Here is a 14,833-nt window from a genome sequence, read left to right as displayed (position 1 = left end):
GATTTATTGATTTTTCAGGTGTATTCTTAGGTAATCAGTTTTTGTTTTTCCGGCATTGGGTAGGGGAAGGGAGATGATCGTGACACAAGATAAAGCCCTAGCAAATGTGTTTCGTCAGATGGCAACCGGAGCTTTTCCGCCAGTTGTCGAAACTTTTGAACGCAATAAAACGATCTTTTTCCCCGGCGATCCTGCCGAACGAGTTTATTTTCTTCTCAAGGGTGCTGTGAAACTTTCCAGGGTATATGAGGCAGGAGAAGAAATAACGGTAGCGCTGCTGCGGGAAAATAGTGTTTTTGGTGTTTTGTCATTGCTAACGGGCAACAAATCGGACCGTTTTTACCATGCAGTTGCATTTACTGCTGTAGAATTACTCTCAGCGCCAATTGAACAAGTGGAACAAGCACTCAAGGAAAATCCAGAATTATCAATGTTGATGCTGCGGGGTTTGTCTTCGCGGATTCTACAAACAGAGATGATGATCGAAACCCTTGCTCATCGAGATATGGGTTCACGGTTGGTGAGCTTTTTGTTGATTCTCTGTCGAGATTTTGGCGTACCTTGTGCTGATGGCATTACCATTGATCTGAAGTTATCCCACCAAGCGATCGCGGAAGCAATTGGCTCCACTCGTGTAACTGTGACTCGCTTACTTGGTGACTTAAGAGAGAAAAAGATGATATCGATTCACAAAAAGAAGATTACTGTGCATAAACCTGTAACCTTAAGTAGACAATTCACATAACTTCAACAGGGGGATGGAGATGGTACAGGTTTGGTGGCGAGAAATTACACCCACAATCGGAGGTAAACTGATCAATTGGGTAATTTCTGCCCTAGCCAACATTCATATCCCCCACAGACAAGGCTGGAAAGTAGTAGGCTGTATCTGGAAGCATTATGCCTACAGCACACTACGTGAACGGTAGCTGAAGATGACCACCGGGTACATCCTGATTGCAGCAATTTTAATTTTGGGAGGCGTGATAGCCACCGTAGGCGATCGCATTGGCACGAAAGTCGGCAAGGCACGTCTCTCTCTTTTTAACCTCAGACCGAAAAACACGGCTGTCATCGTCACTATTTTTACTGGTGGCCTGATTTCCGCTTCGACTTTGGCCATTTTATTTGCCGCCGATGAAGGGTTACGCAAGGGGGTATTTGAGTTAGAAGATATTCAACGGGATCTGCGCCACAAGCGGGAACAGCTAAAAACAGCAGAAGCCCAGAAAAGTCAAGTAGAAGGTCAACTCGACCAAGCCAAAAAAGAACAAACCCAGGCTCAACAAGATTTACAAAGAATTAATCAGTCTTTACAGGCGGCCAATGCTAAACAGCAAGCCACCCAAGCACAATTGAATCGCACCATTAGCCGTCAAGCTAAAACTCAAGCCCAACTGCAAAATACCCAAAGCCAATTGGGTGAAGTGGTGATTCAGTATGAACGGGCTTTAGCTCAATTGCAAAGTGTGAATAATCAACGCCAAGCTTTACAGGCAGCAGTCGAACAATTGCGGGCAGAACGTCAGCGTCTGTATGCAGAGGCGAAAAAAGCGATTGATGAAGCCAAAGCCGCTATTGAAAAACGCGATCGCGAATTGGCTAATCGGCAAGAAGTGATTGAACAAAGAGACGAAAAAATCGCCCAACTAGATAAACTGATTCAAAGTCGGAATCAAGCGATTAAAGAACGAGAACAAGTGATTGCTAGAAGGGAATCGCGGCTGAAAGAATTAGAAAAACAACAAGCATATTTAGAACGAGAAGTTGCCAGATTAGAAAAATATTATCAGTCCTATCGCGACCTCAGAATGGGCAAATTAGCTTTAGTTCGGGGTCAAGTGTTAGCAGCTGGGGTAGTTAGGGTAACTCAACCCCAGGCAGCCCGCAACGCCATTATCCAAATTTTGCAGGCAGCTAACCGCAACGCCAATATAGAATTAACTGAACCTGGTGCTACAACTAATCGCGCGGATATCTTGCGTGTCACCCAAGAAAAAATTGAGCAGTTAGTTAAACAAATTGCAGATGGTCGAGAATATGTAGTGCGGGTGTTTTCTGCGGGCAATTATGTGCGGGGAGAAAAGCAAATCGAGTTTTTTGCTGATGCAGCTAGAAATCAACTGGTATTTTCTGCTGGTCAAATCCTTGCCACTAGCACGGCAGATATGAAAAATATGACAGTTTATGAACTGCGACAACGTTTAGATTTGCTGATTTCTGCTTCCCAATTTCGGGCCCGCAATGCCGGAATTGTGGAAAGTGTAGAAATAGATGGTACTTTCTTAAGGTTTATGACCCAGTTACAGCAATCTAATCAACCACTAGAAATTAAAGCCATTGCTGCGGAAGATACATATACAGCCGGCCCATTGCGAGTTAAGTTAGTGGCTATTTTCAATGGACAAATTTTATTTAGTACATGATGAGTAATCAGCAACTACCAACACAACCAGTAATTTTAGGTTTTGACCCAGGACGAGATAAATGCGGTATTGCCGTGATGGGTGTGGATCGGCAATTGTATTATCATCAGGTGGTATCAGCCAAGGAAGCGATCGCCCAAATTCAAACTTTAACCCAACAATTTCCTGTTTCTTTCATGGTGATGGGCGACCAAACCACAGCGAAAAAGTGGAAACAGCAACTTAATCAAGAATTAACTTCATCAGTAAATATTATTTTTGTCGATGAACGTTACACCACTTTAGAGGCACGCGATCGCTATTGGCAAATGTATCCTCCCCAAGGACTCACCAAACTCTTACCTAAGGGAATGCGTCAACCCCCTCGACCCATTGATGACATTGTGGCCATCCTGTTAATTGAACGTTACCTCAATCGGTTGACTAGTGGTAATTTGCCTGAGAAATAGGGTGTGTTGGAATTTGAGGTGTTAGATTAGCGATCGCTCTCATCACCCTCAATCATTACAGTTCTGCCCGAATCGTAAACGCATAATCTCCTCCAGGTTCCAATTGATAATCCTGTTTTTCTAAAAAGCGACCCAGAGGTTCCTTAATTAAAGCCCTACCTTGAGAAGGCTTCACAGAAAGTTCTCCTCGGCGAAAATGCCACTGGAAATGCCATTCAAAATCACCTGCACTCACTTCTCCTTCAATAAAGCCGAGTTGCCAAGATTGGCGAGTAATTTTGACATGGGCGGTAGTTTCTGGCAGACGTTTTGCACTCACTATGCTGGATGTCACATGAGGGATAAAAGCTAACTTTTAAAGTTGCTTAATTTTTATGTACCAAAAATAGCTGAAATTGACAAATTGGCAAAGTAGGGAAAAAAATAAACTACGAAGCAGCCGCATGTTCCCAGCCTGATTGAAGAAGAGAAACAAGGCCAGGGAAATATTTTGTATAGTTGATTAAAACTCCAAATAATCATATTTATTCCAAAAATATGCCTATATATGGGCCAGATCAGATAAATTTTGATGGTGTTGACGGTCATCGTTACTGGTTTTATCACCCTTTTTCTTACACGGGAATGGCGGAAATTGATGACAAATTAAGTGGCTTTCCTGTAGCTATTTTTCTCCCCAGTCATCGACCTGCATCAGGTATACCCCTTGTCATTGGCTTACAAGGTATGTGTGCCCCCTATGGCTGGAATGCTTTCATTATTTCGACTTTGACACAAATGGGCATAGCAGTTGCCTTATTTGATACTCCCTTTGCTGGTGAAAGAAGTTTAGTCCGCACGTTTACAGCGTTAGTTCAACAGGAAATTAAACCCCTAGTAGAACAAGGCATTGCCTTTGATACAGAACTATTATTTACCTTGTTTAGTCGAATTGCTATTGATATCAATACTGTCCATCAATTTTGTGCAGAAAAATATGGCATTAGTCTTCATCACTTGGCATTATTTGGAGTCAGCATGGGAGTTTTGGAAAGTGCCTATGCTTTTACAGCCAACAGTCTAGGGGAAAGATTACTAGGGGTGATAGGTCATGCTGACATCAAATCTTTTGCGAAAAGTTGGGGTCATTTATTATTACCAGATTTAGCGGCTTCACCTCTGGGCAGAATTGCCGAAAGTACAGTTTTGCGACTACAGCCAGAATTAAATGCCCTCTTCCAAATCCTCAAATTAACTAAACATTTGAAGTCTTTGGATGAGTATGCTAATCTTTGTAACCCTATGACTTACATTGACAGGGTAAAATTGCCCCGTCGGGCCAGGTTTTTAGTCGGCGCTAATGACCCTCTGGTCAACACTCAGGATGCCCGCATTTGCGCTGAAAATTTTCCCGATGGTGATTGTTATGTAGTGCCTGGTTTAGGACATGGTACAAGGCAATGGGGGCCTGATTTTGTCCAACATGTGCGTTATTTCTTACAAACTCAGTTAGGAGACTGGCAATCTTAAACTCAAAATCTACTCGTTAAAAATTTTTCCTCATAACTTATGAATGTTGCCCTCGAAACTTTAATTGCTGGTGCCAAAGCAGGAAAACTCGTCAGCTTTCCTACAGATACCGTGCCCGCATTAGCCACGATCCCTGAACAAGCAGAGTTAATTTATACAGCTAAACAGCGGAGTTTGGATAAACCGTTAATTCTCATGGCTGCTAGTGCAGAAGATTTATGGTCCTATGTTCAAGGTAGTGAGATAGAGTATGAAATTTGGCGCAATGTAGTCAGTAAATATTGGCCTGGTGCTTTAACTTTAGTCCTGCCAGCCAGTAGCCTGTTGCCAAAGGAAATTAATCCATCCGACCCCACCACCATCGGGATCAGAGTTCCTAATCATCCAATTGCTCGAACTATTTTGGCGCAAACTGGGCCTCTCGCTACTACTAGCGCCAATTTATCCGGTCAACCACCGTTACAGACCATGACAGAAATTGCAGCCCAGTTTCCACAGGCTTTAACTCTGGATATTGCGGCACAACAAAAGGAAATATCTGGAATAGGCGTACCTTCCACTGTTGCTAAATGGATGGGTAGCAATTGGCAAATTTTGCGCCAAGGAGCGATCGCCTTGGATAATTCAGTAAATTAGGGAGAACATCTACTGTTATGGATTTTAGTAACTGGTTATATCTAGGCTTAGGGACATTCTTGGGTGTTGGTATTAGTCGGGTAACAGTACGCTCATCCACCCACCAGTCGAGTCCACCAGCAGACAATACGCCCAGATTACAACAACAGCTACAACAAACCCAGCTAGCCTATCATATGGCAAGGGAAATGAGCCAGTTTAAATCTGGTTTTTTAGCCAGGACTAGCCACGAGTTGCGATCGCCTCTCAATGGTTTAATTGGGTTACATCAATTAATTTTGGCCGATTTATGTGAAAATCCAGAAGAAGAACGGGAATTTATCGCTCAAGCTCACGATAGAGCATTAAAACTAGTAAATATCATTGATGAAATTATCAATGTTGCCAGAACCGAACACGGCAAAAATCAATTAAATCTTCAACCTATACAATTAGTTGAATATATAGAACAAGTTTATAAATTGACTCATTTACTAGCGGCTAATCGTAATTTTCCCGTAAATTTCTCCTACCCTGAACCTGATATTTACGTTTTAGCAGATGGTTCTTGGCTCAAACAAATATTATTAAATTTAGTTGAAACTATCATCGCCCAAATGGAAGAGGGTAGTATTTATCTTGCTAGTAATATTGCACCACAAAATAAATTAGTAAACATCTGGATAGATGCTCCTACACATGCCCTCACATTGAGTGAGCCAATAGACTTTATGCAATCTGATTTACCAAAAGAAAAAGTTACTTTATCTGTCGGCATGAAACTATTTCTCAATCAAATTTTAGTGGAGTTAATGGGAGGAAAACTAGAAATACTCACCTCTCCCATTGTTGATACCACACAGGAATTTCAAAGAATACAAATTTCTTTGCCTTTAGTAGTTAACTAATTAACAAAATATATTTGCGTCTAAATTTACAGCAATAAGTGAGCAATTATCAACTCGGTCAGCAATTTTAGAGTATATTCCTTAATTCCCTGAACATCGCCGCCAAAATACCAACATAGAGTTAAAATAGAGGGATTGTGAAAAGATATATGGCAAATGTTTTGGGCTGATAAAATTGCTGCTGATGCACAAGGCTACCAGGTAGTTAATGATTCTAAGACTCCATCAGGAAGGGTACACGTCGGGTCATTGCGGGGTGTGGTTATCCATGATGTTATTTACCGTGCCTTGAAACACGCAGGTAAGCCCGTGAAGTTCTTGTACGGTGTGGATGACTATGACGCATTGGATACAGTCCCTAAATATTTAGATCAGGAAAAATTTGCTCCTTATTTAGGTTTTCCTTTGTGTAATGTACCTTCTCCTGGTGAAGGTGCTAGTGATTACGCTAAGTATTTCATCGGCGAATTTTTTGAAGTTTTCGACTATTTAGGAATTAAACCAGAAACCTATTTTTTACGAAATTTATATCGTTCTGGTAAACTCAATACCCACATCGATACTTTCTTGAAAAATGCTCACCTGGTAAGAGAAGCATATAAAGAAGTAAGTAAGGCAGACCGACCCAGTAACTGGTATCCTTTTCAAGTTATTTGTGAAAATTGCGGCAAAATCGCCACAACAGAAGTTACAGATTACAACGGTTCTGAAGTATTTTACACCTGCAAACCTGATGCCACCAATTATGTCAAAGGTTGTGGTCATTCTGGTTGGGTTTCTCCATTTAACGGTAATGGTAAATTACCTTGGAAGGTGGAATGGGTCGCTAAGTGGGAAGTAGTGGGTGTAACTATCGAAATGGCAGGAAAAGACCACTCTCAAAAAGGTGGTTCCAGAGATGTCGCTAATGCTATTTGTCGCAAAGTTTTACAAAAGCAACCACCTTTCCATTCTCCCTATGAATTTATTCTCGTCAATGGTACGAAAATGAGTTCATCTAAGGGTGTGGGTTCTAGTGCCAAGGAAATTGCTGATTTATTACCACCTGAGTTATTACGCTTTTTAATGTTGCGGACTCAGCCAAGAACTGTAATTAATTTTGCACCCAATTACGAAACTATTACTCGCTTGTTTAGAGATTACGATACTTTAATTAATAAGTATCAAGCTAATGGCACAGGGGAATTAACGGAAGAATTAATGCCTTTATTTTATGCCCAGTTAGGGGATGAAGTGAAAGCATTCCAACCCTTTGATTACAGTACATTGATTTCTTTGTTGCAAATTCCCCGTTTGAATATTCAAGAAGAAGTTGTGCAGCGTAGTCCACAGCCTTTAAATGAGTATGACCAACACATTATCAATCAACGAATTGCTTCTGCTCAAAAATGGTTACAAGACTATGCAGATGAAGAAGAGAAATTAGTTTTGTATCTGGAACAAGTGCCGGAAAAAGCTAATGAATTGACTGAAGAACAAGTTACTTATCTGCAAAAATTAAGTGAGAATTTGCAGAATATCGGTAATTGGGAAGCAGAAGCATTACAAACTTTGATTTTCTCCACTACTAAAGAGTTGCAAGTTCAACAAGCCAATGCTTTTAAAGCTATTTACCTGTCTTTCCTCAATAAAGAAAGAGGTCCAAAAGCTGGTGGTTTGTTCTCTTATTTGGAGAAAGAATTCGTCATTTCTCGCTTGCAAGATGTTGTGAATTTGAACTTAGAAAAAGCAAAAGCACAAGTCTAGTTTTGACTCTTAGGGCTTAAGCTGATCCCAGGTTGTTAGGTATTGTAATGAAAAATTTCATACCAACAGCCTGGGATATTTTTTATATAGCCGTAAACAAGGCGGTTAGGACATTAACTACAGCTAAAACTAAGATGCCCAAAGGCTTTTAGCACAGTCACTTGCTATAGTATCGGATTCTTAGGGATGAGGCAATTGACATAATCTGCAAATTTATCGCACTTCCTTTAAACTTTCAACTTGCTTGGTAAATAATTCGGTGAATAAACTAATTACAGTGCGTTCTTCCCTCACTTTAATATTGGCACTAATAGACATACCTGATTGCAAATTGATTTTTCTTCCCTTGACTTCTAAGTTTTGGCTATCTAAACTAATGCGGGCAGGAAAGCGATAATACTGATGAGTTTCATCGGGTGGTAAAGCATCAGAAGCTATGCTAATTACCTTACCTTTGATATCACCAAATTCACTAAAGGGAAAAGAATCAATTCGTACATCTACTTTCATATCTGGACGTACAAAACCAATATCTTTATTGGTAATGAAAACATCAGCTACATATTTATCAGTAGGGACGATTTGTAGTAACTTATTCGTAGCACTAGCTACGAAACCTGGATTTTTAGCTTGTAAATCAAAGATGGTGCCGGATACAGGGGCGCGTAATTCCTGATATTTAACATTTAATTGAGTTTGAGCAATTTTGCTATTTACATCTGCCAATCTCTGCTCATTTTCTAAAATAATTTTCATGAATTGGCTATCAATTTCTGCAATCCGCTTTTTATTGTCACTGATCTTTTCTAAAATAGTTTTATCAGTAACTGCGACTGTATTCGTTAATTGTTGTTTGCCTTTTTCTATTTCTAACCGGAGACGTTTATCTTCTTCCTGTGCTTGGGCAATATCAGCTTTAATTTTTTCGACGTTCTGTTGTTGATTTAAATATTGAATTTGGGAAATACCACCTTCTTCAGCGAGGATTTTGATTTTATTTAAAACCCCTTGTTGAATTTGTAAGCTACTTTGACTATTTTCCAGTCTGACGCGATTTTGAGCTAGTTCTTTTTTAGTTTTTTCAATATCTATTTGTGCTGCCATGGCACGGGAATCTAACTCTCTTTTGGAAACAGATAAACGTTGTTGTTCATCACTACCAACATCTGCGGATTCTGCATTCCGTAATTGCGACCGGAGTAATTCATTATCTGATACTAAAGCTGCACGACTTTTGAGGAGAAAAGCTGATTCAGCCGGTAATCTTCCCCGTAGAAAAACTAATTCAGATTCTATACCTGTACTGGCTCCCATTAATCGACGATAAATATTATTTTCGTTAATTAAAGCGGTGCGAATTTTGTTGAGGGAGTTTAATTCAGCGAGGGTAGCTACAGATTCAAAGGTTAAAAGTAAATCCCCTTCTTTAACTTTGTCTCCATCTTTAACATAAACAGATTTAACTACTCCATTCACAGGAGATTGTACTTCTTTAACTGCGCCTTCTGGCTTTAATTGACCTGTGGCAGGTACTACTTGCTCAATTTTGGCAAAACAAGCCCAAACAACACCAAAGGTAGCTAAACTAATCAAAGTTAGCATGATGGTGCGTGACCAAATCGGTGATTGTTTGAGGACTACAGATTGCTCAAATTCTTCTTGATATGAATTAATCAAATTATCTGTTTTGTATTTTTTGGTAGATGTTAAAACTCTGGAGTCTGAGTTGACTCCATTACTATTACTGCTATTACGGTGTTTACCATTAATTTGTGTCATATTTTTTTGTGATTTGAGAATAGTAATTGAGATTAAATATGGTGATGATTTATCAGTTATTAATGATTGATGGATGACATTAATCATTAATAACTGAAGGAATTAATCACAAGTTAACTTCTTGCTGTTGATAGAGGTAGTAGTAATGACCTTTTGCTGCCATGAGTTCTTGATGAGTGCCTTGTTCAATGACTCTGGCACTATCCATAACAATGATGTTATCGGCATGGCTAACGGTGTTGAGGCGGTGGGTAATAAAGAAAACAGTGCTACCTTTAAAGGCGCTAGCTAGATTGAGACAGATTTGGCGTTCGGTGGGATAGTCGAGGGCGCTGGTAGCTTCGTCTAATACTAGAAGTTTGGGTTTTTGGAGAACAGAACGAGCGATCGCAATTCTCTGTCTTTGTCCACCGGAAAGTGCGGAACCTCTTTCACCTACTCTGGTATTATAACCGTTAGGTAGCCCCATAATAAAGTCGTGGGCCGCAGCTACTTTGGCAGCCTCGATAATTTCTTCTGTGGTGGCATCGGGGTTGGTGAGGGAGATGTTTTCTTGAACTGTGCCATCAAACAGTAATGTATCTTGGGGAACTACACCAATTTGTCGCCGTAGGGAATAAAGTTCTACTTTGCTGATGTCGTAACCATCTACTAAAATTCTGCCTGATTCTGTGTCATATAGTCTCAGCAGCAATTTCATCATCGTACTTTTCCCGGAACCGCTTTGACCGACGATGCCGACAAATTGACCTGCGGGAATATCTACGTTGACGTTGTTTAGCTGCAAGGGGCCACTAGCGGCAAAGCGGAAGGAAACGTTTTCGTATTTGACTGCACCAACAATGGCAGGTAAGGGAATGTTATCTCTATCTGTTTCTGCTTCTTGGGGTGTGTCTACAATGTCGCTTAATCGTTCTAGAGATAATGCAGTTTCTTGGAAGTTCTGCCAAATTTGTGCCAAACGGAGAACTGGACTGGTAACGTAACCAGAGATAATGCGGAAAGCGATTAATTCCCCTAAGGTTAATTCTTGTTTGAGAACGAGATAGGAACCTACCCACAATACGAGTAAACTGCTGAGTTTGTTGAGGAAGTTACTGGTAGAGTTAGCGAGGGTAGAGGTAATGACAGTTTTAAAGCCAGAGGCTACATAACGAGCATAACGTTCTTGCCAGGAAAAGCGCGATCGCAATTCAATATTTTGAGCCTTGACTGTTTGAATCCCAGACATCACCTCCACCAAATAGGATTGGGTATTGGCGTTGCGTTCGGCTTTGGTGCGTAATTGACGGCTAACTGTGGGTGAAGCGATTAAAGTAATCACCACAAACACAGGAATTGTGGATAAACCAACGATGGTTAACTGCCAACTGTAGAACAGCATGACGATGATATACACCACCGAAAATACCGCATCTAAACCAACCGTTAAAGCTGTACCGGTGAGAAATTGACGAATATTTTCTAGTTCATTGATTCTTGTGGACAACTCACCCACGGGTCGCTTTTCAAAATAGCGCAGTGGTAGTCGCAGTAAATGGTCAATAATTTGTGAACCCAACCCCATATCTATGCGGTTGGTGGTATCCACAAATAAATAAGTCCGTAAAGTAGTCAGAACTGCTTCAAATACCCCGACTGCTAATAGTAATACACCTAAAATATTCAAGGTGCTAATACTATTTTGGACAATGACTTTATCAATAATTAACTGAATTACCAGGGGGTTAGCTAAGGCTGCTAACTGAACAAAGAAGGAGGCAATAAAAACCTCAATCAGTACCCGACGATAGCGAGATACATAGGGAAGAAACCAACGTAACCCAAAGCGTTCTTGGGGTGTATCCTTGGTTGTATTGACTAGAAGAACTCTTAACTGTGGTTGTAAGTTATCTTCTTGGGGTTCTATTTGTTCTAGTAATTGGCCAATGGTACAGGTGACAATGCCTTGGGATGGTACACCTATTACTGCTTCATTATTATCGACAGTGTAGAGAACCGCAAAACTATCTTGGTAGCGAATTAATGCCGGGGTGGGAATGCGAGGAATAGCCACCGTGGGCACATCTATTAATTGAGATTTCAGCCCAATTAACTCACTAATATATGCACACAGGGGAAAGGAAATTGACCCTTGGCGTTTGAGTTGTTCTGTGAGGATGCGTCGTAAAACTTCCCGTCGAAAGGGGATTTCTAATTGCTTAGACACCATCTGAAAACAGGCGATGGTGGAGTTTAATTCTCCTTGACCACTAAAGAATGGGTATTTTTTGGACTTGGGATTAACTTTGGGGGCGACTTTACCAGATAGGAGAATTTCGTCTGATGGTGCGTAGGGAATATCTAATGGTGTTTTGCTACCACTATCTACCACTTCGGGAATAATGGCTGCTGGTGCTTCCGGTTGACTATTGAGAAATAATAAATCTGAAGTGTTAATACCGATTAACCGGGCTGGAGTTTTGCTGGTAACTTCGACAAAATTTTGGAAATTATTGGCTTCAATGCAGGAACCCAAGGGAAGATTGGCGACTGTCCCACCACCGCTGACAAACCAAATGCGCCGGTCACTTTCTAATTCTTGTAAGGATGTTCTGCCTGGTGGTAAATAATAAATTTGCGAGTCGGATAGGACTTGTTGACTGATATCCTTGAGGTTGAAATTAGCCTGGGCCTGCCGTTCTAATTGAATGCTGAGAACATCAAAAATTTCGATGATGTGGCTGGACTGCTGACGTGCTTGGGCAAAGGCTGGATAGTTGTTGAGGAGTTGGAGGTATTCTTCTGCACTTAAAGTTAAACATACCACCTCTGTGGAAGCGATCGCTGTTTCGCAGGGAATGTCCCTTAACAAACTAATTTCCCCAATCATTTCTCCTGGTTGGAGGATTTTCAAGGTAATGGGCATTTGGGTTTGGGGATGATATCCCAACAATCGCACATTCCCTTCATAGATGATGGCCACTCGTTCCGGTATTTTTTCCTTACCAATGATTTTCTGACCAATGCGAAAGCGCCAAGCTTGTATTTGTTGGGAAGAAGGTGAGGTGATGGTATTAACTACTTCCAGTGGTAATTTATTATATCCTGCTACTGAGGAGAGAAAATCTGCAAATGAGTTCTTCGTATAAGTCATAATCTATCTGCATTAAATTGTCGTCAAATGGTCTTGACTCAGGCACTGATTTCGGCTTCGACTGTCAAGGGCACGGCTACTGAGGGTTGGTCTAAGGCTTTAATTTGCCATTTTTGGGCAGTTACTTGTGTTTGCAGCCAAGTGTTAAACCTTTCGTTAATTAACCTTTGCCGCATCGGTTGGTCTAACTGGGCAGGAATGGTTTTTTCTAACCTGACAATTACTACCCAGTTACCTATTTGGGTGGGTGGTAAGAGTTGCTGGGGTTGGCTAGCAGAGAGGACTTTAGCTAAAGCCGGATTGAGGGATTGAAGTTCCACTGGCCCCACTAAACCATCGGTGTGTACTTCTGGGCCTTGGGCATATTCCCTTGCTAATTCACTAAAGGTTTGTTCACCCTCTTGAATGCGAAAGTAGATTTCTTGGGCAATACCCACATCATTGGTGCTAATCAGGGAATAGATGACCCGATCTAATTGGGGCTTGCGTTGAAAGAAATAAGAGTCTAACTCCTTTGCCCAAGTGATTTCTTTGAACTTTTCCAGTTTGCATTGCCGTATCGCCATTGGTTGCAACTGCTGCAATTGTTGAGGACTCATCCCCTGGGCCTGTTGGGCTAATTGAGCACAGGCTTGTTTTTCTTCCTCTGGGGTCAACTCAATCTGTGCAATTGCTTGGTCAATTACCACCTCTTTTACTAAGAGCGGTATCAATTGGTATTGCTCTAGTAATGGTAAAATTTCTGCTGCTGTCAGTGTGCGATCGCCTAATTGCAGAACTGGGTTCATATCACTTGTAATCAGATGTACCACTTTTTATGAATTATTGTTAAATCACGATAGTAAAAACAGGATTTTAGACAGATTATTTTCCAGTTAACTTTACATAGCTTTATACAACTTAGGAGTCTGTGTTTAATCTTGCATATTTTGTATGCGTAAAGATATCTTTACAAAAACCCCAAACTGGCTGGCGGTACTGATTTAGTCAATACTTTGGGGGTTAAAGTATCAAACCAACCATACCATGAAATAGTAATATTGCAAACATCTAGGCAACCAGTAATACCCAGGAACAATTAAAAGTTAAAAATGCAAAATTAAGAAACCTAGCTGATACAAGGGTTTCTCAGTTGGGCTATGTTGTGGAAGTTGGGATTCTTGGTATAAACCATAGGCAAATTGGCAAAATTTAGCGTATTCGCCACATATCCTATTTGATCAATTTATATTTCGAGAATAGAGAAAATACATAACTTAGTAGCAGGATTTTACACGCTACCAATACATAAGATAAGTGAAAAATTAAATATAAAAAATTGCCAAAGTGAAAGCATGAATTCATACTCAAGCCACTGCAAAAGTAGTACATTTTTCTCAGCCTAATTACCTTACTTTCCCTACTTATTGCAACTACAAACAATTCCAGTTAACTAACTGAAATTGATGGGTAGCTAAAGTATCACGAACTTTTTCACTCAACAAAGCTGCTAATTCTACTTCCCCTACACCCTCTGGGCCATTTAAAGGTTCACCAGGGTGGAAAATGGCGGGATGGGCATAAATTTCGATTAAATCAGCAGAAATTTGGGGTATCAACTCTAATAAATATTGCTCGTTCACTGACCCAGTTTGTAATAAACCATAAACGCAATCAGCGAATTGAATATGATGGGCAGTTAATAAAGATGTACCATAACGATGTAACTGTCCAAAGACTATTGACCAAAGAATTTTATTAAATAAATTACTCCGGTCAATTTGCAAATTAATCCTCAGTTCTTCCTTCGGTAAGCGAATAAATTTAATGCCAAATTCTGGTGCTAACTCTGTCAAAATTTGCAAAACCACAGGATGAACATGAAGATGTAAATGTCCATCCACATGGGATAGAGGTAAATTGGTCTCACGGAACTTCTCTAACTGGGCCCGGATTTCTTGACGCAATTCTTCACGGACCAGGGCATTAAATTGATAACGCAACCCTGCTAGAGTCGGGTCATCAGGAAAGTTACCTTGGGAGTCAACCAAATGGGGAATTTTCTCTGGGGGAAGAACAGACTTACCGCAGACTAACACCAGATGTAACCCGACTGCTAGAGAGGGGTAATTTTTGGCCAAGGCGATCGCTTCTGTAGCCGCATCACCACTTACCATTAAACTTGTACTAGTTAAAATGCCTTCCTCATGGGCTTTGATAATCGCTGCATTGACACCATGAGAAAAGCCAAAATCATCAGCATTGATAATTGCAAAACGGGGCATT

At 40.6% G+C, this 14,833-nt stretch carries 13 protein-coding genes; 8 read left to right on the top strand and 5 right to left on the bottom strand.

The window, feature by feature from the left end; translation table 11 throughout:
* The first annotated feature begins 73 nt into the window (after positions 1–73).
* Genes ntcA through H6G73_RS05680 form a run of 4 tightly spaced genes read left to right on the top strand, consistent with a single transcriptional unit; the run spans position 74 to position 2,875 of the window.
* Positions 74–745 carry a global nitrogen regulator NtcA gene (gene ntcA / locus H6G73_RS05695; RefSeq protein ID WP_015214649.1) on the top strand — a complete coding sequence of 224 codons (672 nt, stop codon included), beginning with the start codon at positions 74–76 and terminating at the stop codon, positions 743–745.
* Positions 746–764: 19 nt separating this feature from the next.
* The gene (locus H6G73_RS05690) at positions 765–929 is read left to right on the top strand and encodes a hypothetical protein (RefSeq protein ID WP_190602121.1); all 165 of its coding nucleotides are present in this window, start codon (positions 765–767) and stop codon (positions 927–929) included.
* A 6-nt stretch (positions 930–935) separates the two neighbouring features.
* The gene (locus H6G73_RS05685) at positions 936–2,426 is read left to right on the top strand and encodes a DUF3084 domain-containing protein (protein ID WP_190602119.1); all 1,491 of its coding nucleotides are present in this window, start codon (positions 936–938) and stop codon (positions 2,424–2,426) included.
* Positions 2,423–2,875 (top strand): pre-16S rRNA-processing nuclease YqgF, encoded by a 453-nt coding sequence (locus tag H6G73_RS05680; RefSeq protein ID WP_190602117.1) that lies wholly within the window; start codon positions 2,423–2,425, stop codon positions 2,873–2,875. Before H6G73_RS05685 ends, H6G73_RS05680 begins: the two co-directional genes overlap by 4 nt.
* Positions 2,876–2,930: 55 nt before the next feature.
* Here the strand turns inward: H6G73_RS05680 and H6G73_RS05675 are convergent, their stop codons facing one another.
* On the bottom strand, positions 2,931–3,194 hold the full coding sequence (locus H6G73_RS05675) for a DUF3146 family protein (protein ID WP_190602115.1): 264 nt from the start codon (positions 3,192–3,194) through the stop codon (positions 2,931–2,933).
* Positions 3,195–3,412: 218 nt separating this feature from the next.
* On the opposite strand from H6G73_RS05675, the gene H6G73_RS05670 reads away from it, so the two are divergent.
* From H6G73_RS05670 to lysS, 4 genes are all read left to right on the top strand, one after another.
* Positions 3,413–4,384, top strand: a complete 972-nt coding sequence (locus tag H6G73_RS05670) for an alpha/beta hydrolase (protein ID WP_190602113.1) — start codon at positions 3,413–3,415, stop codon at positions 4,382–4,384.
* A gap of 39 nt (positions 4,385–4,423) precedes the next feature.
* Entirely contained in the window at positions 4,424–5,020 is a 597-nt protein-coding gene (locus tag H6G73_RS05665) for an L-threonylcarbamoyladenylate synthase (RefSeq protein WP_190602111.1), read from the top strand.
* Between the two features lie 17 nt (positions 5,021–5,037).
* On the top strand, positions 5,038–5,907 hold the full coding sequence (locus H6G73_RS05660; protein WP_190602109.1) for a sensor histidine kinase: 870 nt from the start codon (positions 5,038–5,040) through the stop codon (positions 5,905–5,907).
* A 156-nt stretch (positions 5,908–6,063) separates the two neighbouring features.
* Positions 6,064–7,653: a lysine--tRNA ligase gene (gene lysS, locus H6G73_RS05655; RefSeq protein WP_190602107.1), complete on the top strand. Its 1,590-nt coding sequence runs from the start codon at positions 6,064–6,066 to the stop codon at positions 7,651–7,653.
* A gap of 213 nt (positions 7,654–7,866) precedes the next feature.
* Here lysS and H6G73_RS05650 read toward each other — a convergent pair whose 3' ends face one another.
* From H6G73_RS05650 to hpnK, 4 genes are all read right to left on the bottom strand, one after another.
* Positions 7,867–9,432, bottom strand: coding sequence for an HlyD family efflux transporter periplasmic adaptor subunit (locus H6G73_RS05650; protein ID WP_190602105.1), 1,566 nt, complete (start codon positions 9,430–9,432; stop codon positions 7,867–7,869).
* A gap of 106 nt (positions 9,433–9,538) precedes the next feature.
* The gene (locus H6G73_RS05645; protein ID WP_190602103.1) at positions 9,539–12,568 is read right to left on the bottom strand and encodes a peptidase domain-containing ABC transporter; all 3,030 of its coding nucleotides are present in this window, start codon (positions 12,566–12,568) and stop codon (positions 9,539–9,541) included.
* Positions 12,569–12,606: 38 nt separating this feature from the next.
* Positions 12,607–13,356 (bottom strand): peptidylprolyl isomerase, encoded by a 750-nt coding sequence (locus tag H6G73_RS05640; RefSeq protein WP_190602184.1) that lies wholly within the window; start codon positions 13,354–13,356, stop codon positions 12,607–12,609.
* A 624-nt stretch (positions 13,357–13,980) separates the two neighbouring features.
* Positions 13,981–14,832, bottom strand: coding sequence for a hopanoid biosynthesis-associated protein HpnK (gene hpnK / locus H6G73_RS05635; RefSeq protein ID WP_190602101.1), 852 nt, complete (start codon positions 14,830–14,832; stop codon positions 13,981–13,983).
* Position 14,833: the final 1 nt, after the last annotated feature.

Origin of the sequence: Richelia sinica FACHB-800 (assembly GCF_014698825.1) — a bacterium.
Lineage (GTDB): Bacteria > Cyanobacteriota > Cyanobacteriia > Cyanobacteriales > Nostocaceae > FACHB-800.
Note: the sequence above shows the minus strand (reverse complement) of the source record. Positions and strands in the feature narration are given on the sequence as shown.

Bases quoted from the DNA above. Each gene is read 5' to 3' on its own strand.
- H6G73_RS05685 (WP_190602119.1), top strand. From the start codon at position 936: ATGACCACCGGGTACATCCTGATTGCAGCAATTTTAATTTTGGGAGGC.
- H6G73_RS05650 (WP_190602105.1), bottom strand. From the start codon at position 9,432: ATGACACAAATTAATGGTAAACACCGTAATAGCAGTAATAGTAATGGA.
- H6G73_RS05670 (WP_190602113.1), top strand. From the start codon at position 3,413: ATGCCTATATATGGGCCAGATCAGATAAATTTTGATGGTGTTGACGGT.
- H6G73_RS05660 (WP_190602109.1), top strand. From the start codon at position 5,038: ATGGATTTTAGTAACTGGTTATATCTAGGCTTAGGGACATTCTTGGGT.
- lysS (WP_190602107.1), top strand. From the start codon at position 6,064: ATGTTTTGGGCTGATAAAATTGCTGCTGATGCACAAGGCTACCAGGTA.
- H6G73_RS05680 (WP_190602117.1), top strand. From the start codon at position 2,423: ATGATGAGTAATCAGCAACTACCAACACAACCAGTAATTTTAGGTTTT.
- hpnK (WP_190602101.1), bottom strand. From the start codon at position 14,832: ATGCCCCGTTTTGCAATTATCAATGCTGATGATTTTGGCTTTTCTCAT.
- H6G73_RS05640 (WP_190602184.1), bottom strand. From the start codon at position 13,356: ATGAACCCAGTTCTGCAATTAGGCGATCGCACACTGACAGCAGCAGAA.
- ntcA (WP_015214649.1), top strand. From the start codon at position 74: ATGATCGTGACACAAGATAAAGCCCTAGCAAATGTGTTTCGTCAGATG.
- H6G73_RS05690 (WP_190602121.1), top strand. From the start codon at position 765: ATGGTACAGGTTTGGTGGCGAGAAATTACACCCACAATCGGAGGTAAA.
- H6G73_RS05645 (WP_190602103.1), bottom strand. From the start codon at position 12,568: ATGACTTATACGAAGAACTCATTTGCAGATTTTCTCTCCTCAGTAGCA.
- H6G73_RS05665 (WP_190602111.1), top strand. From the start codon at position 4,424: ATGAATGTTGCCCTCGAAACTTTAATTGCTGGTGCCAAAGCAGGAAAA.